General features: G+C 71.9%; 18 protein-coding genes. 6 read left to right on the top strand and 12 right to left on the bottom strand.

The features are described from left to right. Positions 1-21: 21 nt before the first annotated feature. On the bottom strand, positions 22-2073 hold the full coding sequence (locus AMK26_RS27915; RefSeq protein ID WP_443333193.1) for an N-6 DNA methylase: 2052 nt from the start codon (positions 2071-2073) through the stop codon (positions 22-24). A gap of 201 nt (positions 2074-2274) precedes the next feature. Here AMK26_RS27915 and AMK26_RS27910 point away from each other — a divergent pair, with 201 nt between their 5' ends. Both AMK26_RS27910 and AMK26_RS27905 read left to right on the top strand, forming a co-directional pair. Continuing rightward, complete coding sequence (locus AMK26_RS27910; protein ID WP_073757576.1) at positions 2275-3132, top strand: DUF4352 domain-containing protein; 858 nt, start codon at positions 2275-2277, stop codon at positions 3130-3132. Positions 3133-3198: 66 nt separating this feature from the next. After that, positions 3199-3966 (top strand): hypothetical protein, encoded by a 768-nt coding sequence (locus tag AMK26_RS27905; RefSeq protein WP_073757575.1) that lies wholly within the window; start codon positions 3199-3201, stop codon positions 3964-3966. 64 nt (positions 3967-4030) lie between these two features. On the opposite strand, the gene AMK26_RS27900 is transcribed toward AMK26_RS27905, so the two are convergent. From AMK26_RS27900 to AMK26_RS27890, 3 genes are read right to left on the bottom strand one after another with little or no spacing between them, the layout of a single operon-like run. Next, the gene (locus AMK26_RS27900; protein WP_198944175.1) at positions 4031-5368 is read right to left on the bottom strand and encodes an MFS transporter; all 1338 of its coding nucleotides are present in this window, start codon (positions 5366-5368) and stop codon (positions 4031-4033) included. 30 nt (positions 5369-5398) lie between these two features. Continuing rightward, positions 5399-6166 (bottom strand): HNH endonuclease family protein, encoded by a 768-nt coding sequence (locus AMK26_RS27895; protein ID WP_073757573.1) that lies wholly within the window; start codon positions 6164-6166, stop codon positions 5399-5401. A 16-nt stretch (positions 6167-6182) separates the two neighbouring features. Then, on the bottom strand, positions 6183-7037 hold the full coding sequence (locus AMK26_RS27890; protein WP_241838095.1) for an SCO6745 family protein: 855 nt from the start codon (positions 7035-7037) through the stop codon (positions 6183-6185). 90 nt (positions 7038-7127) lie between these two features. On the opposite strand from AMK26_RS27890, the gene AMK26_RS27885 reads away from it, so the two are divergent. Together AMK26_RS27885 and AMK26_RS27880 are read left to right on the top strand one after the other, a co-directional pair. Continuing rightward, entirely contained in the window at positions 7128-7688 is a 561-nt protein-coding gene (locus tag AMK26_RS27885; RefSeq protein ID WP_073757569.1) for a TetR/AcrR family transcriptional regulator, read from the top strand. An 89-nt stretch (positions 7689-7777) separates the two neighbouring features. Continuing rightward, on the top strand, positions 7778-8341 hold the full coding sequence (locus AMK26_RS27880; RefSeq protein WP_073757567.1) for a dihydrofolate reductase family protein: 564 nt from the start codon (positions 7778-7780) through the stop codon (positions 8339-8341). Here the strand turns inward: AMK26_RS27880 and AMK26_RS27875 are convergent. Genes AMK26_RS27875 through AMK26_RS38075 form a run of 3 tightly spaced genes read right to left on the bottom strand, consistent with a single transcriptional unit; the run spans position 8329 to position 9076 of the window. Then, the gene (locus AMK26_RS27875) at positions 8329-8577 is read right to left on the bottom strand and encodes a hypothetical protein (RefSeq protein ID WP_073757565.1); all 249 of its coding nucleotides are present in this window, start codon (positions 8575-8577) and stop codon (positions 8329-8331) included. The two genes, AMK26_RS27880 and AMK26_RS27875, sit on opposite strands and share 13 nt — an antisense overlap. Beyond that, positions 8574-8843, bottom strand: a complete 270-nt coding sequence (locus tag AMK26_RS27870) for a hypothetical protein (protein WP_073757563.1) — start codon at positions 8841-8843, stop codon at positions 8574-8576. Before AMK26_RS27870 ends, AMK26_RS27875 begins: the two co-directional genes overlap by 4 nt. Positions 8844-8857: 14 nt before the next feature. Beyond that, entirely contained in the window at positions 8858-9076 is a 219-nt protein-coding gene (locus tag AMK26_RS38075; RefSeq protein WP_241838094.1) for a hypothetical protein, read from the bottom strand. 269 nt (positions 9077-9345) lie between these two features. Between AMK26_RS38075 and AMK26_RS27860 the strand changes: the two genes are divergently transcribed. Further along, on the top strand, positions 9346-10104 hold the full coding sequence (locus AMK26_RS27860) for a GntR family transcriptional regulator (protein ID WP_073757559.1): 759 nt from the start codon (positions 9346-9348) through the stop codon (positions 10102-10104). Positions 10105-10154: 50 nt separating this feature from the next. Here the strand turns inward: AMK26_RS27860 and AMK26_RS27855 are convergent, their stop codons facing one another. From AMK26_RS27855 to mfd, 3 genes are read right to left on the bottom strand one after another with little or no spacing between them, the layout of a single operon-like run. After that, complete coding sequence (locus tag AMK26_RS27855; protein WP_073757557.1) at positions 10155-10562, bottom strand: hypothetical protein; 408 nt, start codon at positions 10560-10562, stop codon at positions 10155-10157. Further along, positions 10559-10858 carry a hypothetical protein gene (locus tag AMK26_RS27850; RefSeq protein WP_073757555.1) on the bottom strand — a complete coding sequence of 100 codons (300 nt, stop codon included), beginning with the start codon at positions 10856-10858 and terminating at the stop codon, positions 10559-10561. The genes AMK26_RS27855 and AMK26_RS27850 overlap by 4 nt, the downstream gene beginning before the upstream one ends. Positions 10859-10887: 29 nt before the next feature. After that, on the bottom strand, positions 10888-14442 hold the full coding sequence (gene mfd, locus AMK26_RS27845; RefSeq protein WP_073757553.1) for a transcription-repair coupling factor: 3555 nt from the start codon (positions 14440-14442) through the stop codon (positions 10888-10890). Between the two features lie 308 nt (positions 14443-14750). Here mfd and AMK26_RS27840 point away from each other — a divergent pair, with 308 nt between their 5' ends. Then, the gene (locus AMK26_RS27840) at positions 14751-16196 is read left to right on the top strand and encodes a DUF2079 domain-containing protein (protein ID WP_073757551.1); all 1446 of its coding nucleotides are present in this window, start codon (positions 14751-14753) and stop codon (positions 16194-16196) included. A gap of 94 nt (positions 16197-16290) precedes the next feature. Here AMK26_RS27840 and AMK26_RS27835 read toward each other — a convergent pair whose 3' ends face one another. Continuing rightward, positions 16291-18870, bottom strand: coding sequence for an ABC transporter permease (locus tag AMK26_RS27835; protein WP_073757549.1), 2580 nt, complete (start codon positions 18868-18870; stop codon positions 16291-16293). Continuing rightward, positions 18867-19655, bottom strand: a complete 789-nt coding sequence (locus AMK26_RS27830; RefSeq protein ID WP_073757547.1) for an ABC transporter ATP-binding protein — start codon at positions 19653-19655, stop codon at positions 18867-18869. The genes AMK26_RS27835 and AMK26_RS27830 overlap by 4 nt, the downstream gene beginning before the upstream one ends. Positions 19656-19769: the final 114 nt, after the last annotated feature.

Below are 19769 nucleotides of genomic sequence, written 5' to 3'. Positions count from 1 at the left end.
CTGATCGCCGACGGCCGCCGCTCAGGCCTCGACCGTGCCGTCCGTCAGCCCGTCGTACATGCCCCGCACCAGCCGCTCGCCCAGCCGCCCCGTGACGCGCAGCGCCTCCTCGAACTCGGCCAGCGCCCGGAACCGTTCGCCGTACCGCCGCTGGTCGGCGAGCGGGAGGCGGGGCAGTTGGAGGCGCCGTACGTCGAGGCGGGTGGCGGTGGACGCGTAGCTGCTGGCCTGCCGGTTGTTGGCGGTGCCGCGCAGGAAGCCGGCCAGGAACCAGGGGTCGAGCGCGGCGGGCTCGGGGCGCAGCAGCTGGAGGTTGCGGCCGAGGGCGGCGCCCTCGGTGTCCTCGTCGACGACCCGGGCGATGGAGCCGCCGCCGAGGACGGGGACGACGACGTCACCGGCGCGTACGAGCACGGGCTCCTCGCCGGTGCCTTCGGCGAGGCTTCCGGAGGGGGCCTGGCCGGTCAGGACGTCATGCTCGGTGAGGACGGTGCCGGCCCCGCGGACGGTGACGGCCCCGCCGGCGGTGCCCGAGCCGCCCGTACGCAGTTCGAGGGCGCCGGTGCGGGCGAGTTCGCCGACGGTGACGCCGGGGAGGCGGGCGGGTTCGGCGTGCGCCGCGGGCCGCGCGGGGAGCGGGGTGAGTTCGGCGGTGCGGCGCAGGACGGCCGTGAGCCGGTCGCGCACCCCGGCCAGTTCCTCAGCGCCGCCGGCGGCGGCCGGGGGCGGGAGGTGGCGGGCGGGGGCGAGGTCCACGTCGTCGTCGAGCAGTTCGATGACCGGTACCGAGCGGTGGGCGCCGGGCTGTTCGGCGACGGTGCCGTGTCTGTCGAAGGGCAGCCACGCGTCCAGTACGGCGGTCTGGACGGCCGGCCAGTCCAGCTTGTCGCGGCCCGCGTCGGTGTGCTCGGCGGTGTCGACGAGCAGCAGTTCCGGTGAGGCGGGGGCGCCCGCGACGGGCTTGCGCAGCACCCACAGGTGGAGCGGGATGCCGTACGGGGGTGCCGCCCCGGCCGGGAGGGCGACGACCGCCCGCAGCGCGCCGCGGCGCAGCAGGTCGGCGCGGATGCGGCGGCCGGAGCGGCGGGAGGCGGCGGCGGGGGGCATCAGCAGGACGGCGGTGCCGCCGGGGCGCAGCCGGGCCAGGGCGTGCTGGACCCAGGCCAGTTCGGACTCGGTGCGGGCGGGGAAGCCGTACTCCCAGCGCGGGTCGTAGGCGAGTTCGTCGTGGCCCCAGTTGCGTTCGTTGAACGGCGGGTGGCAGAGCACCGCGTCGGCGGTGAGCTGCCCGAACGCGTCGGCGCGCAGCGAGTCGCCGATCCGGGCGCGGACCTCTGCGCCGGAGTGCAGGGCCAGCCGGAGGGCCGTGAGCGCGGCGAGGTCGCGGTCGGTCTCCTGGGCGTACAGGGCGGCGGGTTCGGCGACGGCGCGCAGCAGGGCGCCGGTGCCGGAGGCGGGGTCGAGCACCGTCCGGGCGGGGCCGGCGAGTCGGGCCATGAGCGCGGCGGGGCCGGGCGGGGTGAGGGTGTACTGGCGCGGGTTGGCGTCCAGGTGGCGGCCGAGGAGGAACTCGAAGGCCTGCCGGGCGCCGGCTTCGGCGGCGAGCTCGGCGACGGCGCGCAGCAGCGGGACGGAGGGCGCGAGTTCGGTCGGGGGCGGGGTGGGGACGGCCCGTTCGATCCCGAAGCGGAGCGTCAGGACCTCCTCCAGGGCCGTGGGCAGCAGCTCGGTCATCCGCTCGTCGGACACGGCGGCCAGCTCCAGCCAGCCGCTGGGCCTCTCCCGTACGACGAGGAGGGCGCAGCCTGCGTGCACGAGCGCGGCGACCGCCCCGGCCGGGTGCCCGGCGATCTGCTGCCAGACACGTTCACGCAGCGGTACCTCGGCGAGCTTGCCCTGGGCGCGCAGCCACCGTTCGACGTCGGCCAGGGCGAAGGAGGGGCTGGTCTCCGTGCCGCCGACGGGCTTGGGGAAGTCGGCGTGCCGACGGCGCCAGTTGCTGACGGCGGCCCGTCCCACCCCGGCGAGGCGGGCGATCCCGGCCGCGGTCACCTCTGCTGCGTTGTCCGGCACCTGGCTGACTCCTTCCATCTGCTGCTGTGGCGCCGATCCTACAGCCGTACACAAGAGGGGTCGCTTCACAGTGTGACGCGAACCAGACCCCGCAAACTGTGTTGACTCGGTTCACAGGCTCTGGTCTTATTGACCCGTCGCCACACGGGGCAACTGCACGGGCCCCGACACAGACCCATGTCACTGTCCGGGAGGGCACCCATGTCCGACTTCACGCAGCAGCCCCAGTACGGCACCCAGCAGCCCTATCCGGGTGGCCCCGGTCCGTACGGCGGCGCCCCGGCCCCGCTGCCGGCCCGTAACGGACTCGGCACCGCCGCGCTGGTCCTCGGCATCATCGGCGCGGTCTCGGGTCTGATCCCGTTCCTGTTCTGGCTGGCCGGCATCCTCGGCCTCATCGCCCTGATCCTGGGCCTGATCGGCCGCGGCCGCGTCAAGCGGGGCGAGGCCACGAACAAGGGGGTCACGACGACCGGCGCGGTGCTCGGCCTGGTCTCGCTGATCCTGTCGGTCGTCGGCGCCGTGCTCACCTACAAGGCCGTGGACAGCGTGGTGGACGAGTACAACAAGGAGGTGGCCGACACCGCGTCGAAGGACCCGGCCGCCGGCAAGGGTGGCGACCCGGCCGAGAAGGACGCCGGCGCGGCGGACGACGCCACCAAGGGCAAGCCCCTGGCCGCCGGTGACACCTCGGTCTACGACGACGACCTGCAGGTGACCGTGTCCGAGGCGAAGTCCGTCGAGCCCGGCGAGTTCGCGGTCGGCCACACCGAGGGCAACAAGGCCTACGAGCTGACGATCGTCGTCGAGAACGCCGGCAAGGAGAAGTTCTCCACCGACTCGCTCAGCGTCAGCGCCCGCGCCGGCAAGGAAGGCGTGACCGCCGAGGAGATCTTCGACGGTGACACGTACGGCAACGGCTTCACCGGCGAGATCCTGCCCGGCAAGAAGGCCACCGTGAAGTACGCCTTCGACGCCCCCGCCGACGCCAAGACGCTCACCGTCGAGGTCACCCCCGGCTTCGACTACAACGCCGTCCAGTGGGACCTGAAGCTCTAGCCGCCCCCTCCATCCCACCGCAGGCACCCTTCCCCCGCTCGACCTCACCCCGGAGAACACTCCCCCATGTCTTCCACCGCCCTCCGCGCCTTCACCCGCCCCGCCCTGGCCGCCCTCTGCGCCGCCGCCGCGCTCGGCCTGACCGCCTGCGGCCCCTTCGGTTCCTCCGGCGGAGTCGAGGAGTCCGGTCCGTTCGCGGGCCTCTCCGGCCCCCAGATCGCCAACAAGGCCATCAAGGCCACCAAGACGGCCGACTCGCTCACCCTGGACGCGAACCTCCAGATGTCCGACGGCCCGGTCAAGGCCTTCATGGCCCTGGACACCAAGGGACAGTGCGCGGGAACCATCTCCATGGGGCCCACCGGCACCGCGGAGCTCATCAGGACCGGGAAGGTCGCCTACATGCGCTTCGACGAGGCGTTCCTGCGGGAGCAGAACAAGGGCGGCTCGCCGGAGGAGACGGAGGCGGTCCTGAAGATGCTCAAGGGCCGCTGGGTGAAGACCGACGTCACGGACCCGGAGGCCAAGGACAGCCTCGAGATGTGCGAACTGGACACCATGCTGGCCGAGTTCGAGACGGGCATCAACTCGGCCCAGCGGGGCGAGGAGACCACCGTCAACGGCAAGAAGGCGCTGATACTCACCGAGAAGGACGGCGACGCGACGTACAAAATCTACGTCGCCACGGAGGGCGAGCCGTACCTGCTGAAGATCGAGCAGAAGGGCGGCGAGGAGCCCGGGACCATGTCCTTCCTCGACTACAACAAGCCGGTCCCGGCGAAGCAGCCGGCCGCCAAGGACATCCTCGACCTCAAGGAGCTCGGGGAGCAGTAGGGGGAGCCACGGGGGAAGCCGGACAGACCGTCGGAGGGGGCGGCCTGTCCGGCTCGGCCGTGTTTCACGACTCCCGCCCCACCTTGTCGATGGTGAGGATCGGCAGGACCGTCACGACACTGCCCGCCACCCCGATCCACAGCGTCGGCACCACGCCGATCGCCGAACCGAGCCCGCCCGCGAGCAGCGCCGCCAACGGCATGCCGCCCCAGACGACGAAGCGGATCGAGGCGTTCATCCGGCCGAGGAGGTGCTTGGGGCACAGGCTCTGCCGAAGGCTGACCTGGGTAACGTTGAAGAGCAGCGCCCCGACGGTGAGACCGAACTCGCCGGCCAGCAGGACCGCACCCGCGAGGACCCGGCTATGCGGGGCCACCAGGGCCGCCAGGGGGCTGGACACCGTGAAGAACGCGGCCATGAGCAGGCCGGAGGACATGACCGTACCGGCGCTGAACCGCTGCCGTGCCCTGGGCGCGAGCAGCGCTCCGAGGACGCCGCCGACCGCGCCGCAGGTCATGACGAGGCCGAGCATGGACGAGTCGAAGCCGAGGCTACGCATGACCAGGACCGGGACCAGGGTGGCCACCATGGTGGCGAAGAAGTTGGACACGCCCATGGCCGCCGCGAGCCGCCGGATGACCGGCTGGTCCCGTACGAAACGCAGCCCCTCCGCGATGTCCGCCGCGATGTCCGCGGCGAGCCGGCCCTTGGCCCGGGGGGCCGGCGCGGGCCGCTGCTCGCCGTCCTTGGTGAACGCCAGGCACAGGAAACCGGCGAAGTAGGCGAAGGCGTCCACCAGCATCACGACCGGCGCGCTGACGACCCGCATCAGCAGTCCGGCCAGTGCCGGCCCGCCGAGGGTGGACACCTGGGCGGTGGCTTCGAGGCGGGCGTTGGCGGCGCCGATGTCGTCCTCGGGCACCAGCACCGGTACGTAGGACTGGTAGGCGACGTCGAAGAAGACAGTCACCACGCCGACGACGAGCGCGACGGCGTACAGCACCTCCATCCGCAGTCCCCCGGTGAGCCACAGGACGGGGACGGCGAGAACGGCGAGGCCGCGGAGGAGGGCGGCGGCCATCATGGTCGGCCGCTTGAGCATCCGGTCCACCCACGCGCCCGCGGGGAGGCCGATGAGGAGGTAGCAGACGGTGGACGCGGCGCCGAGGATGCCGACCTGGCCGCTGTCCGCGTGGAGGAGCTCCACGGCGGTCACGGACAGCCCGAGCGTGCCGATGCGGGTGCCGAACTGGGAGAGGGTCTGCCCGAGCCAGAACCGCCGGAAGTTGGCGGAGGCCACGGAGTGGAGGGCCGCGGACTGGGCGGCCGCGGACCGTTGGTCGGTCGGGGACCGTTGGTCGGTCGCGGACCGTTGGTCGGTCGCGGACTGGTGGTCGGTCACGAGGCGCGTACCGTCCCGGCTGCGGGCGGCTCAACCACCGCACTGCCGCAGCATCGCGCCCTTGTCCGCCGCGGTGACCGGCAGTTCGTACTTGAGCGCCGCCTGGGCGAAGCGCACCGCGTACGAGCACCGGATCGTCCTGTCCGGCGGCAGCCAGGACGCCGGGCCGGAGTCGCCCTTCGAGGAGTTGGTGGGCCCGTCGACCGGCAGCAGGTTCAGCGGGTCGTTCGCCAGCTGTTCGCGCTTGCGCTCCGGCCAGCGGGAGGAGCCCATCTGCCAGCTGTACGACAGCGGTACGACATGGTCCACCTGCACCTCGGAGGCCTGCTGCTTGCGCCACTCGATGGCCTTGCCGGTGTACGGGTCGTCCAGGGTCATCGCCACGACCACACAGTCCGAACCGTCACGGAAGCGCAGCTTCTGCCCGTCCCGCCGCAGCAGGTCGTTGCGGGTGTCGCAGCCGTTGCGCGCCAGCGGTACGCCGTCGGCGGTGTCGAGCCAGGCGTAACCGAACTCGTCCCGGTCGTAACCCGTCTTCGGCCCGCGCCCCTTCACGGCGAGCCGTTCGATGAGCCGCCGCGCCTCGTCCCGGTCGGCGTCCGACGTGACGGGCGCGAGGCCCGGCTTCGTACCGTCCGGGTTGTCCAGCGGGACCGCCGCGCTGCCGGACGACGGTCCGGGACCCGACGAGCCGTCACCGGCCGCCTCGCACCCGGTGACGAGGGACGCGGCGAGGACGAGCGCCACGGCGGGCAGGACGGCAACAGCGGTACGGGTACGGGTACGAGGCGAACGCATGCCCGCATCGTAGGTGTTACCCCTTGCCCACCCCCAGGGTGTTCTCGCGGGGCAGGAGCCCGGCCCCGAGGACGGCGACCCAGACGCCGCCGAGCAGTTCGGAGAGCCGTGCCGTCCCCTGGTCCCCGAGCGCCGCCCATGGGGCCGCGGCCAGTTCGTCCGTACGCCGCTCCACCTCGGCGCGCAGCGCCCGCCCCGCCTCGGTCGCCGTACCGTCCTCCGCGACGAGCCCGCGGGCGGCGAGCCGTTCGCGGGCGGCCGCCCACTCGTCCTCGCTCCAGCCGCGGCTCGCGAAGGTCCGCGTGGATGCGGCGCCCACGGCGGCGAAGGAGACGAGCGCCTCGACCGGGTCGAGCCCGGCGGTGAGCAGCGCGGCCACGTGGCCGTCCCCGCGGTGCTCGCGCAGCACGGTCGCGGCGTGCCACAGCACCAGGTGCGGTGCCTTCGGCCACTCCAGCGCGGCGTTGGCGGCGGCGAGCGGCCGCCCGGCGGGTACGGCGGCCTCGGCGGCGCGCCGGGCGAGGCGGGCGGCCTGTTCCAGCTCGTCCGCCTGCTCCCCGAGCAGCCTGCGGTAGAACCGGTCCATCGCCCGCAGCCGCGCCTCCACGACGTCCCCCGGTGCGGCGACCTCCCACGCGGCCGCCATGTACCGCTCCACCATCGCGGGGCTGAAGCTGTAGAACGCGGCGGCGACCGGTCCGGCGCCCACGGGCCCGAGGGGCGCGGCGCGCCACGCGAAGTAGGAGGGCCAGCGTTCCTCGGTGACGTACCCGAGCGCGGCGGCCTCCTCGAAGGCCTCCGGCGCGTAGTAGAGCACGGCGTGCAGAGGCTCCAGCAGGTGCCACATCTGCCGTACGCGCGAGACGTCCATGACCGACTCCCCCATCTAGACACTGACTAAATGAAGCATCCGCGCCCCATTCGAACTTGTCAATGCCTAGATTGGGCGTACGGTTCACTCATGACCAGACAGCGCGCCTACCACCACGGCGACCTGCGGCGGGCCGTCCTCACCGCCGCCCTCGACGTCATCCGCACCGACGGCCCGGCCGCCCTCAGCCTCCGCGACCTGGCCCGCCGCGCGGGCGTCTCCCACGCGGCCCCCGCCCACCACTTCAAGGACCGCGCGGGCCTGCTGACCGCCATCGCGGCGGAGGGATTCGGCCTCCTGGCGGCGTCCCTCGGGGACGCGACGGACCTGCGCGACGCGGGCGTACGGTACGTGCGCTTCGCCATGGACCACCCCGCGCACTTCCAGGTCATGTTCCAGCCGGACCTCCACCGGCCCGAGGACCCCGCGCTCCAGGAGGCCAGGTCCCGCGCGGGCGACCGCCTCCGCGAGGCCGTGACCGGCGCGGTCGACGCGGACGACGCCCGCCTCGCGGGCATCGCGGCCTGGTCCCTGGCCCACGGCTTCGCCACCCTGCTTCTGACCCACAACCTCACCGACCCGGTGGGCGACAGGGCTCCGGAGGACGTCTTCCGGTCGCTTACCGGCCTACTGTTCAGATCCGGGGACTGATCATCCGGGGCGCGAGCGATGAGTTTCCGCCCCGGCGCCGGTCTGAACACCGGCTGCACCGACAACACCGACGGCAAAGGAACGCCCCCATGCGTAAGTTCAAGCTTCAGGTCCAGATGAGCGTCGACGGCTACATGGGCGGCCCGAACGGCGAGATGGACTGGCTGACGTGCCCGTGGACCGACGACATCAACGCGTACCTCGACGCACTGACCGAGCCGGTCGACTGCATCGTGCTGGGCCGCAAGCTCGCCGAGGGCTTCATCCCGGCCTGGGCGGCCGGCCCGGAGGGCGAGGACCAGGCGTCCATCGACAAGATGAACAACACGCCCAAGGTCGTCATCTCCCGCACCCTCACCGAGTCCCCCTGGGAGAACGCCGTCGTCGCGGGCGGCGACCTCGCCGAGACCGTGAACAAGCTGAAGGCCCAGCCGGGCGGCGACATCATCACCTATGGAGGCGCCACCCTCGTACACAACCTGCTCGCCGAAGGCCTGCTCGACGAGCTCCACCTCCTCGTCAACCCCACCGCCCTCGGCACCGGCCTGCCCGTGTTCCCCTACACCGGCTCCCACCAGCCCCTGCGTCTGGTCGCCACCCGCCAGTTCGCCTGCGGGATCACGGCCCTGCACCTGGAGCCTCAGCGCGCCTGAGTGGTACCGCCGCACTCGGCGATCCGCAGAACGTCGTCCAGGGCATGGGCCAACTGGGCGACGAGCGCGACCAACTCGGCGTAGGTCGACTCCGGGCCGTCAAGGGCGCCTTCCGTCGGCTCCAGCCGCGCCGCCTCCATCTCGTTCACGAGCCGGGAGACGGGCCCGTCGCCGTCACCGATGACGTAACACCGCCTCCCCTCGCCGCCGTACCCCGGCACCTCCCGCACACTCATACGGCCACCCCCACGTACTCCCACTCGTACGCCCGCAGATACGGCCGGACGAGGGCGGTCGCCTCACCGTCGAGGGGCTCGTACCAGTGCCGTACGGTCGGCGCGGGTCGCGCGGCGATGGCGGGCGGAGTGGGACGCGGCGGTGCGGGACGCGGCGGTGCGGGACGCGGCGGTGCGGCACTCGCGCCGCCCGTGCGGTGGCGGCCAGGCGGGCCGACGAGCCCGGCCCGGATTCGTTCGAAGACGTCGACGAGCAGCCGGTGCATAGGGGTGCACTCCTTCATGAGACGTCGGTCGTACAGCAAAGTTCGGCCCACATGGCGCGCCGGTCGGGGTCGACCCCGCTGGCGGTGCTGAGGGATCGGACGATGACCGAGCCGGGGCCATGGCACTGAAGCAGCGACAGCACCGAAGGACCGGCCGCGGTGATGCGGACGCGGCGGTCCACGGTGGACAGGGTCATCTCGACGGCGTTCGGTCGGCTTGCCAGGGTCGCCACGAAGAGTTCGTGAGCGATGAGCGGGGCGTCGGCATGAGGGATGCGCAGCGCCGTCCACCCTCGGACGGCTCGGGCCTGTTCCGGCAGACCGGCGAAACACTTGCACCACGTGTACCCCCGACCGGACATGCAGGACCTCCCGAGGGAGTTATCTGACGTCAGATAACTCCTTTCTGTAGTCAGAATGCCGGGGCCATTGGCGCAGGTCAAGCCGGGCGGGACATTATGTGTACGCAGATTAAGAAGCCCGTTCGGAACGGTGGTGTGGCGTGACTCAGCCCGAATACCAGCGGATCGCCGCTGACCTGCGGCGCCGTATCACCTCGGGGGAGTTCGGGCCTGGCGACAAGCTGCCCATCCTCCCGGTGCTGTGCGACGCGTACGGCGTCTCCGAGGCCACGATCCGCAATGCCCTCGGCTTGCTTCGCAATGAAGGGGTCGTGGAGAGCCGGGCCCGCGCGGGAACCCGCGTACGGCCACGGCCACCGGTCCATCGCATGGCGGCGGATCGTTACCGCGCCCAGAGCGGCGCAAAGGCCACGCCCTTCACTCGTGACCAGGGAATCGGCTGGTCGGAGTACCGGCTCGAGAAGCGCTTCGAGCAGGTGCGGGCAGACCCGGAACTGGCGGTGCTCTTCGAGTGCGAGCCCGGAGAACGGCTCCTCGCGCGCAACTTCGTCTTCTACGACAGCGACATGCCGACCCAGATGAGCACAAGCTACCTGCGGTGGAGCGACGTCGCCGGAACTCCGGTCGCCGACCCGATCCACGAGCCGTGGCCCGGCGGGACGCGTGCACAGTTGTCCTCGCTCGGCATCACGGTCAGCCGGATCACCGAGTCGTTCACCTGCGCGATGCCCACCGCCGAGGAGGCCACCACCTTGCGCATCGGCACCGGCGTCCCCGTACTGCGGTACACGCGCCGGCACATCGCCGACACCGGTCGCGTCGTCGAGGTGGCGCATCCCATCGTGCGGCGGGGCGACACGACCGTGGTGGACTTCGTCATCGACCTCGACGGCTCATAGGCGCTGCGACGAGCGGCGCACCGCGAGAGTCGCTCCGCCCCGGCCTCGCTTCACACGACCACGGGGTCCAGCTTCCAGTCGAGCGTCGCGGCGCAGGCGGCCACGTCGGCGGGGTCGGAGGTGACGACCGTGTCCGTGTGGTGAAGCACCGCCGTCAGGACGACCAGGGCGTCCACCGCGTCCGGCCGCTGCTTGTTCGGCAGGTCGGCGTGGCCCAGCATCCAGCCTGCGCGACGGTAGTCGTCCACCGTGTAGGCCACGTGCACCCGGCACTGCTTGAGGAACTCGGCGAGGGCGTACTGGCGGGCCCCGCCCCGCCAGACCTGCGCCAGGACCGGGCCGGGGACGACCGGCGTGATTCCGGCGGCCCGCCAGGTTCGGTGCAGGTAGCGGAACTTGGCGCTGCCACGCTCGACGGCGATCAGCGCGCCGCTGTCGTAGACGACGTGTGCCGTCATGCGGAGCGCTGCATCTTGGCGAAGAACCGCTCCAGGACGGCGTCCGCCTCCGCCTTGTCCTCCGCCGTCAGCGGCTCGGGCTCCGGCCAGATGGCGGCGTCGGCGGCGGCGTAGGCGGCGGCGGTCGCGGCGTCCGCGTCCCGGAACGCCGCGCTTATGGCCTCGTCCTGCTCGACCGAGGCCAGGACCCTGGACTCGATGTACGCCGACACGGTCACGCCCGCACGCTGGGCCGCCCGGCGGAGCCGCGCGGCGTCCGCCGGGTCGATGGTGAACGTCACCCGGGTCTTCGCCATGCTCCGAAGGTAACACGGCGTATGAACATCTACGACCCCAGGATCGTCGTCAGGAACTCGCCCGTCCACGACAGCAGTTCGCGGCCCACGACCGGCTTGCCGCCGATCTTGCCCGTGGTGGGGCGGGGGACGAGGATCTGGTGGGTGGGGGCCTTGATCACCGTACGGGGGTAGAGGCGCTTGAGGCGCAGCTCCTGCGACTCGCGCAGTTCCACCGGGGCGAAGCGGATGTTGGGGCCCTGGAGGACGATCTCGCCGACGCCGCACGCGCGGGCCAGCATGCGCAGGCCGGCGACCAGCAGGAGGTTCTCGACCGGTTCGGGGAGCTTGCCGTAGCGGTCGGCGAGTTCCTCGCGGACCGCCTTGATGTCCTCCTCCGAGTTGGCGGAGGCGATCGACCGGTACGCCTGGAGGCGCAGCCGCTCGCCCGGCGCGTAGTCGTGCGGGACGTGCGCGTCGACCGGGAGCTCGATCTTGACCTCCAGCGGCGGCTCCTCCTCCACGCCGCCCTCCAGGGAGGCGCGGTAGTCGGCGACCGCCTCGCCCACCATGCGTACGTACAGGTCGAAGCCGACGCCCGCGATGTGGCCGGACTGCTCGCCGCCCAGCAGGTTGCCCGCACCCCGGATCTCCAGGTCCTTCATGGCCACGTACATGCCGGCGCCCATCTCGGTGTGCTGGGCGATCGTCGCGAGGCGCTCGTGGGCGGTCTCGGTGAGCGGCTTCTCCGGCGGGTAGAGGAAGTACGCGTAACCGCGCTCGCGGCCACGGCCGACACGGCCGCGCAGCTGGTGCAGCTGCGAGAGGCCGAAGTTGTCGCCGCGCTCGACGATCAGGGTGTTGGCGTTGGAGATGTCGATGCCCGACTCGACGATCGTCGTGGAGACCAGGACGTCGAACTTCTTCTCCCAGAAGTCCACGACCACCTGCTCCAGTGCCTGTTCGGACATCTGCCCGTGGGCGATCGCGATCCGGGCCTCGGGAACGATCTCGCGGAGGCGGGCCGCGGCCCGGTCGATGGACTCCACCCGGTTGTGGATGTAGAAGACCTGTCCCTCGCGCAGCAGCTCACGGCGGATCGCCGCGCCGATCTGCTTCTCCTCGTACGGTCCGACGAAGGTCAGGACCGGGTGCCGCTCCTCGGGGGGCGTCGTGATCGTCGACATCTCGCGGATACCGGTGACGGCCATCTCCAGCGTCCGGGGGATGGGGGTGGCGGACATGGTGAGGACGTCGACGTTGGCGCGCAGCTTCTTCAGCTGCTCCTTGTGCTCGACACCGAACCGCTGCTCCTCGTCGACGATGACCAGGCCCAGGTCCTTGAACTTGGTCTCGGACGAGAACAGCCGGTGCGTGCCGATGACGATGTCGACGGAACCGTCCTTCAGGCCCTCCAGCGTCGCCTTCGCCTCCGTGTCGGACTGGAAGCGGGACAGGGCGCGGACGACCACGGGGAACTGCGAGTAGCGCTCGGAGAACGTACCGAAGTGCTGCTGGACCAGGAGCGTGGTGGGCACGAGGACCGCGACCTGCTTGCCGTCCTGCACCGCCTTGAACGCGGCGCGCACGGCGATCTCCGTCTTGCCGTAGCCCACGTCGCCGCACACCAGGCGGTCCATGGGGACGGTCTTCTCCATGTCCTCCTTCACCTCGGCGATGGTGGACAGCTGGTCGGGGGTCTCCGCGTACGGGAAGGCGTCCTCCAGCTCCCGCTGCCAGGGGGTGTCCGGGCCGAAGGCGTGGCCGGGCGCCGCCATGCGGGCGCTGTACAGCTTGATCAGGTCGGCGGCGATCTCCTTGACCGCCTTCTTCGCCCGCGCCTTGGTCTTGGTCCAGTCGGCGCCGCCGAGCCGGTGCAGGGTCGGGGCCTCGCCGCCCACGTACTTGGTGACCTGCTCCAGCTGGTCGGTGGGGATGTAGAGGCGGTCGCCGGGCTGGCCGCGCTTGGCGGGGGCGTACTCGACCAGGAGGTACTCGCGGGTGGCGCCCTGGACGGTGCGCTGCACCATCTCGATGTAGCGGCCCACACCGTGCTGCTCGTGGACGATGTAGTCGCCGGTCTCCAGGGTGAGCGGGTCGATCGTCTTGCGGCGCCGCGTCGGCATCCGCTGGCCGTCCTTGCCGGCCGCCTTCTGGCCCGACAGGTCGGTCTCGGTGAGGACGGCGAGCTTCAGGCCCGGGTCGATGAAGCCGTACTCGATCGAGCCGCACGCCACGTGCACGACCGACGGCGAGATGTCGGTGAGGTCGGCGTCGAGGCGGGCGGCGATGCCCTCACCGCCCAGCACCTCCACCGTGCGGGCCGCCGGGCCGTGCGCCTCGGTGACGTACACCGTGCGCCAGCCGTCCGCCAGCCAGCCCTTGGTGTCGGCGAGCGCGCGGGCGGTGTCGCCCCGGTACGACTCCGGGGCGTGCATGCCCAGCTTGAGCGTGTCGTCGTCCCCCGCCGCGTCAGCGGCATCTGTCCACGTGTCGTCGGCGGCGAACGGGGACACCGACCACCACATCATGCCGAGCTCGCGCGCCCGGTCCCGTACGTCCGCGATGCCCCACAGCGACGCCGCGCCGACGTCGATCGGCGCCTCGCCGCCACCGGCGGTCGCCGCCCATGAGGCGTGCAGGAACTCCTGCGAGGTGGCCACCAGGTCGGCGGCCCGGGTACGCACCCGCTCCGGGTCGCACACCACCGCCATGGAGCCCTTGGGCAGCACGTCCAGCAGCAGTTCCATGTCGTCGACCAGGACCGGGGCGAGGGACTCCATGCCCTCCACCGCGATGCCCTCGGCGATCTTGCCGAGCAGGTCGCCCAGCTCGGGGTGGGCCTCGGCCAGGGCCGCCGCCCGTGCCCTGACCGACTCCGTCAGCAGCAGCTCCCGGCACGGCGGCGCCCACAGGCCGTGCTCGGCGACCTCCAGGGACCGCTGGTCGGCCACCTTGAAGTACCGGATCTCCTCGACGTCGTCGCCCCAGAACTCGATCCGCAGCGGGTGCTCCTCCGTCGGCGGGAACACGTCCAGGATCCCGCCGCGCACCGCGAACTCGCCGCGTTTCTCCACCAGCTCCACGCGCGCGTACGCCGCGGCCGCGAGCCCCTCCACGACCTCGTTGAGGTCGGCGGTCTGCCCGGTGCGCAAGGACACCGGCTCCAGGTCGCCCAGGCCCTTGACCTGCGGCTGGAGCACGGAGCGTACGGGCGCGACGACCACCGAGACCGGGCCGGTCGCCGGGTCGTCCGCCGACGGGTGGGCCAGGCGCCGCAGCACGGCCAGGCGGCGGCCCACCGTGTCGGAACGGGGCGAGAGCCGCTCGTGCGGCAGCGTCTCCCAGGACGGGTACTCCACGACCGTGTCCGGGTCCAGCAGGGTGCGCAGAGCGGCCGCCAGGTCCTCCGCCTCCCGGCCGGTCGCCGTCACGGCGAGCACCGGGCGGCCGGCGTCCCGGGCCAGCGCGGCGAGCGCGAAGGGACGCGCGGCGGGCGGGCCGACCAGGTCGACATGGGCCCGGTGACCATCGGCGGCGGCCTTCACCGCTTCGGTGAGGGCGGGGTCCTTGACGACGGCGTCGAGCAGACCGTGCAAGCTCATGAAGGCTTCCATCCGGGGGGTGTGGGCAACGCGAACCGCCCGACACGTCTCACGGGCCGGGGGTTCCCAGCGTACGACGTCGCTCCGACAGCCGCGCCCGAAACCTCTCCCGTCCCACGAAGCACCCCACGAAACGTCCGAAAATTCGTGCGGCAGAGTGTCAACCGGAACCGTCCCCCCGGACGTATACGCCATGAGACCTGTCCGACCCCGCCCGGTCCCGCCGGCCCGTAAGCACGTGCCGGACGCCGGACGCCGGACGCCCGACGCCCGACGCCCGACGAGACGCCCGAAGGAGCCCCTCACCCATGCGTGGAGCCGTCCTCGCCCCGCCCACCGGCGGCACCGAACCGATACCGATACCCGGGGCGCGCCGTCCCCCCGCGCCCGGGAACCGGCCACGGACCTGGACGGACCGCGCCCCGTACCTCCTCGCGCTCGCACTGTTCGCCGCGTACACGACCCTCTCCGTCCTGCGGTACCGCCGCATGGAGACCCGCTCCTGGGACCTGGGCATCTTCGAGCAGGCCATCCGCGGCTACGCCCACCTCCAGGCCCCGGTCGCCGACCTCAAGGGCCCGGGCACCAACATCCTCGGTGACCACTTCAGCCCCATCACCGCCCTCCTCGCCCCCGCCTACCGGCTCTTCCCCACCCCCGTCACCCTCCTCGTCGCCCAGGCCGCGCTCTTCGCGCTCGCCGCGATCCCCGTCACCCGCGCCGCGACCCGCCTGCTGGGCCGCGCTTCCGGCCTGGCCATCGGCATCGCGTACGGACTGTCCTGGGGCATCCAGCAGGCGGCCGACTTCGACTTCCACGAGATCTGCTTCGCCGTCCCGCTGATCGCCTTCTCACTCGAAGCCCTCCTGGGTCGGCGATGGCGCGCCGCACTCCTGTGGGCGGTGCCCCTGGTCCTGGTCAAGGAGGACCTGGGCGTCACCCTCGCCGCGATCGCCCTGGTCGTGGCCTGGCGGGCCCGCCGGGACCCGTCCCGCGCCGCCCTGTACGCGATCGGCGTCGCCGTCCTCGGCGCGACCGCCACGCTCCTCACCCTCACCGCCGTCATCCCCTCCTTCAACACCACGGGCGGCTACGACTACTGGACCAAGGTCGACGGCGGCCCCTCCCCCTTCGCCGGTGCCGACACCAAGCTGCGCACCCTGGCCTGGCTGCTGCTGCCCACCACCGGCCTGCTCGCCGTCCGCTCCCCCCTCCTGCTGGCCGGGGCGCCCACCCTCGGCTGGCGCTTCCTGTCCGGCGACGACCACTACTGGTCGACCGACTGGCACTACAGCGCCGTCCTGATGCCCGTTCTGTTCCTCGCCCTCGCCGACGCCGCCGACATCTCCCGCCGCAGCCCACGCCCCTGGCTGCGTACGTACGCCGACCGGCTCCCCGCCTGCGCCGCGGCGGCCGCGCTGGCCCTGACCACCTCCCTGCCCCTCGCGTCGCTCACCGAGGCCGCCACGTACCGCAAGTCCCCGCGGGTCGTCGCGGCCGAGGACCTCCTCGCCCGCGTCCCCGACGGCGCGACGGTCGAGGCGAACGTCGGGCCGATCAGCCGCCTGGCCGGCCGCTGCCGCGTGCTGTGGGTGGGCGACACGCGGGGCGTGACGCCCGACTGGATCGCGCTCAACAACTCCTCCGGCTGGGTGCGCGACGCCCACACCTACGCCCGGCAGCTCCACCCCGACGCCCGCTACCGCGTGGCCGGTGAGGCCGGCGGCTACCTGCTGCTGCAGCGCCGCACCTGACCGGCCACCGGACGCCACAGGCGCCACCGGACGCCACGGACACCACCGGACGCCACAGGCGCCACCGACGCCACGGACGCCACGCGGCGGGGCGTCACTCGGTCGCGATGGCGTTCAGCACGTTCATCCGGCCCGCCCGGAACGCCGGGACCAGCGCCGCGAACAGGCCCACGAACGCCGACCCGGCGAACACCGTCAGGATCGTCGGCCACGGTATGTCCAGGACCCCGAGCCCCTCCAGGGCCAGCAGCTTCTGCGCCGCCGTGCCCCAGCCCATGCCGAGGACCAGCCCGAGCAGGGCGCCGAAGAGGGCGATCACCACGGACTCCAGGCGGATCATGCGCCGCAGCTGACGGCGCGACAGGCCGATGGCCCGCATCAGGCCTATCTCCCGGGTGCGTTCGACCACCGACAGGGCCAGCGTGTTGACCACACCCAGCACCGCCACGATGATCGCCAGCGCCAGCAGCCCGTACACGATGTTCAGCAGCTGTCCGATCTGGTCCTTCAGGTCCTGCTTGAAGTCCGTCTGGTTCTGCACCTTGTACTGCGGATAGCCGGCCAGCGACTCCTTCAGCGCGGCGTAGGCCTCGCTCTCCTTGCCCTCCTCCGCCTTCGCGAACATGATCATGCTGTGGGGCATCTTCTCGGCCGGCAGGTACCTCCCGGCCGTCGTGATGCTGGTGTACGTGGCGCCCTTGTCGACGTTCGTGTCGTCCGAGGTGATCGCCGCGACCTTCAGCCTCGCCGTCTCGCCGCCCTTGAACGCCACCGCGATCGTGTCGCCGACCTTCACCCCGTGCCGCTGGGCGTAGTCGCTGCCCACCGACATCGCGTCCTTGCCGTACGCGGCCGTCAGCTCACCAGCGACGGTCTCACGGCGCAAGTCGGTGGCGTACGTGGGATCGGCGGCGATGACGCCCTCGTCCTCCTTCTTGCCGTCCGGCGACGTCAGCTCGGCGTCCACCAGCTTGTACTCCGTCACATGCGCGATGCCCGGCGTCCTCTCCAGGGCCGCCTGCGCCTGCGGCACGATCGGCCGGCCGTCATTGCCCGCGCTCTGGACGATGAAATCCGCGCCCACCGACCTGTCCAGCTCCTCCGTCGCGGAGGCCACCATCGACGAGCCCACCACCGCCAGGCAGGCGACCAGCGCGAGGCCGATCATCAGGGCGGCGCCGGTCGCCCCCGTCCGGCGCGGATTGCGCAGCGCGTTGCGCTCCGCCATCCGCCCCACCGGCCCGAACACCCGCAGCAGTAGCGCGCCGAGGACCTTGACCACGCCGCCCACCAGCACCGGGCCGACCACCACGAACCCGATGAGGCTCAGCACGACACCCGCACCGAGGAACACCGACCCCTCGGCCGCCTGATCGGCCCGCGCCGCCACGTACAGCGCCGCACCGCCCGCGCCCGTCAGGACCAGCCCCACGATCCCGCGTACGAGACCGGCCTTGCCGTCCGCCGGGGTGCCCGCGTCCCGCAGGGCGGCCATCGGGGAGACCTTGCCGGCCCGGCGGGCCGGTACGTACGCCGCCAGGACGGTGACGACGACACCCAGGAGCAGGCCGATGGCCGGAGTGGTCCACCTGACCGTCAGGTCCCGCGTGGACAGCTCCATGCCCATGGACGACATCAGCTCCATCAGACCGACCGCGAGCCCCACCCCGGCGCCCACACCGAGCACCGAACCGACAACGCCGAGCAGCACCGCCTCGATGAGGACCGAGCGGTTGATCTGCCGGCGGCTCGACCCGATGGCACGCATCAGGCCTATCTCGCGGGTGCGCTGGGCGACCAGCATCGAGAAGGTGTTGACGATGAGGAAAATACCGACGAGGAAAGCGATCCCGGCGAAGCCGAGCATCGCGTACTTCATCACGTCCAGGAATCCGGCGACGTCCTCCCGGCCCGCGTCGGCCGCTTCCGCCTGCGTCTGGAACCTGTACGGCCCCTCGACGGCGGACGCGACGCTCCTCTTCAGCTGCTCATGACCGACTCCGGCGTCCGCCGCCACATACACATGGGTGAACCGGCCTTCCGCGCCCAGCAGTTCCCGCTGGGCCGTCGCGGTGTCGAAGTAGACGACGGCCGCACCCGGATTGGTGACCCGGAAGGCCGCGATACCGGAGATCTTCGCCGTGAAGTCGCCGGTGACGGCGATCGTCCGCAGCTCGTCGCCCAGCGCCAGCCCGTGCTTCTCGGCGGTGTCGGCGTCGACCATCACCTCGGTCGGACCGCGCGGCGCGTGCCCCGACGCGATCTCCATCGAACGCAGGTCGTTGCGCGTCCAGTTGCCGGCGAACGTGGGGGCGCCGTTGGTGGACCCCATGTTCCTGTTGTCCGCGTCGACGACCGTCACGCTCGTCGAGACGACCGCGCCCTCGGCCGACTTGACGCCCTCCGCCGCCTCGACCCGCTCGACCACGGACGCGGGCATCGACTCGGGCCTGCCGGTCCGCGGCACCTCGTCGTCGGTCGCCGCCGACTTCGGACTGACGGTGACATCCGCCGCCGACGCCGCGAACAGCTTGTCGAACGTCGTGTTCATGGTGTCCGTGAACACCAGCGTCCCGCTGACGAACGCCACCGACAGCAGCACCGCCACCGCCGACAGCGCCATACGGCCCTTGTGTGCGAAGAAGTTGCGCAGTGAGGTTCTGACGACGGTCACGATGTCCGCCCCCGCGCGTCGAAGTCCTTCATCCGGTCCAGGACCGCGTCCGCCGTCGGCCGGAACATCTCGTCGACGATGCGCCCGTCCGCCAGGTACAGCACCCGGTCCGCGTAGCTCGCCGCCACCGGATCGTGCGTGACCATCACGATGGTCTGGCCCAGCTCGTCCACGGACCTGCGCAGGAAGCCCAGCACCTCCGCGCCGGCCCGCGAGTCCAGGTTCCCGGTCGGCTCGTCACCGAAGATGATCTCGGGCCGGGCGGCCAGCGCACGGGCCACCGCGACACGCTGCTGCTGGCCACCCGACAGCTGCGAAGGCCGGTGCTTCAGCCGCTCGGCCAGCCCCACCGTCTCCACCACCCGGTTCAGCCAGGCCGCGTCCGGCTTGCGGCCGGCGATGTCCATCGGCAGCGTGATGTTCTCGATCGCGTTGAGCGTCGGCAGCAGGTTGAACGCCTGGAATATGAAGCCGACCCGGTCCCGGCGCAACCGCGTCAGCCTCTTGTCCTTCAGCTTGGTGATCTCCGTCTCGTCGAGGAAGATCTCGCCGCTCGTCACGGTGTCCAGGCCGGCCAGGCAGTGCATCAGCGTCGATTTGCCGGAGCCGGACGGGCCCATGATCGCGGTGAACTGCCCGCGCGCGATGTCCACATCGACGTGGTCCAGCGCGACGACGCGGGTCTCCCCCGCCCCGTACGCCTTCACGACCCGGCGCGCCCGCGCCGCGACGGCCGTACGCCCTCCAGTACCCCCGTGCCTGGGGATGGTCACAGCCGTTGTCACGGTAAGTCTCCTATGTCGGTCATGACGGAACAGAACATCGCAGGGCGCCGAAATCTGCGTACGCGTACAAGTCTTCCGGGCCCGGCGCCCCAGCGCCCTGGTGCCCATTGCAGT

This window comes from Streptomyces sp. CB03234 (assembly GCF_001905885.1).
GTDB lineage: Bacteria > Actinomycetota > Actinomycetes > Streptomycetales > Streptomycetaceae > Streptomyces.
The sequence above is the reverse complement of the archived record's forward strand: the minus strand, read 5'-3'. Positions and strand labels throughout refer to the sequence as shown.

Bases quoted from the DNA above. Each gene is read 5' to 3' on its own strand.
- AMK26_RS27895 (WP_073757573.1), bottom strand. From the start codon at position 6,166: ATGCGTTCGCCTCGTACCCGTACCCGTACCGCTGTTGCCGTCCTGCCC.
- AMK26_RS27855 (WP_073757557.1), bottom strand. From the start codon at position 10,562: ATGACGGCACACGTCGTCTACGACAGCGGCGCGCTGATCGCCGTCGAG.
- AMK26_RS27850 (WP_073757555.1), bottom strand. From the start codon at position 10,858: ATGGCGAAGACCCGGGTGACGTTCACCATCGACCCGGCGGACGCCGCG.
- AMK26_RS27870 (WP_073757563.1), bottom strand. From the start codon at position 8,843: ATGCACCGGCTGCTCGTCGACGTCTTCGAACGAATCCGGGCCGGGCTC.
- mfd (WP_073757553.1), bottom strand. From the start codon at position 14,442: ATGAGCTTGCACGGTCTGCTCGACGCCGTCGTCAAGGACCCCGCCCTC.
- AMK26_RS27880 (WP_073757567.1), top strand. From the start codon at position 7,778: ATGCGTAAGTTCAAGCTTCAGGTCCAGATGAGCGTCGACGGCTACATG.
- AMK26_RS27890 (WP_241838095.1), bottom strand. From the start codon at position 7,037: ATGGACGTCTCGCGCGTACGGCAGATGTGGCACCTGCTGGAGCCTCTG.
- AMK26_RS27910 (WP_073757576.1), top strand. From the start codon at position 2,275: ATGTCCGACTTCACGCAGCAGCCCCAGTACGGCACCCAGCAGCCCTAT.
- AMK26_RS27885 (WP_073757569.1), top strand. From the start codon at position 7,128: ATGACCAGACAGCGCGCCTACCACCACGGCGACCTGCGGCGGGCCGTC.
- AMK26_RS27905 (WP_073757575.1), top strand. From the start codon at position 3,199: ATGTCTTCCACCGCCCTCCGCGCCTTCACCCGCCCCGCCCTGGCCGCC.
- AMK26_RS27875 (WP_073757565.1), bottom strand. From the start codon at position 8,577: ATGAGTGTGCGGGAGGTGCCGGGGTACGGCGGCGAGGGGAGGCGGTGT.
- AMK26_RS27840 (WP_073757551.1), top strand. From the start codon at position 14,751: ATGCGTGGAGCCGTCCTCGCCCCGCCCACCGGCGGCACCGAACCGATA.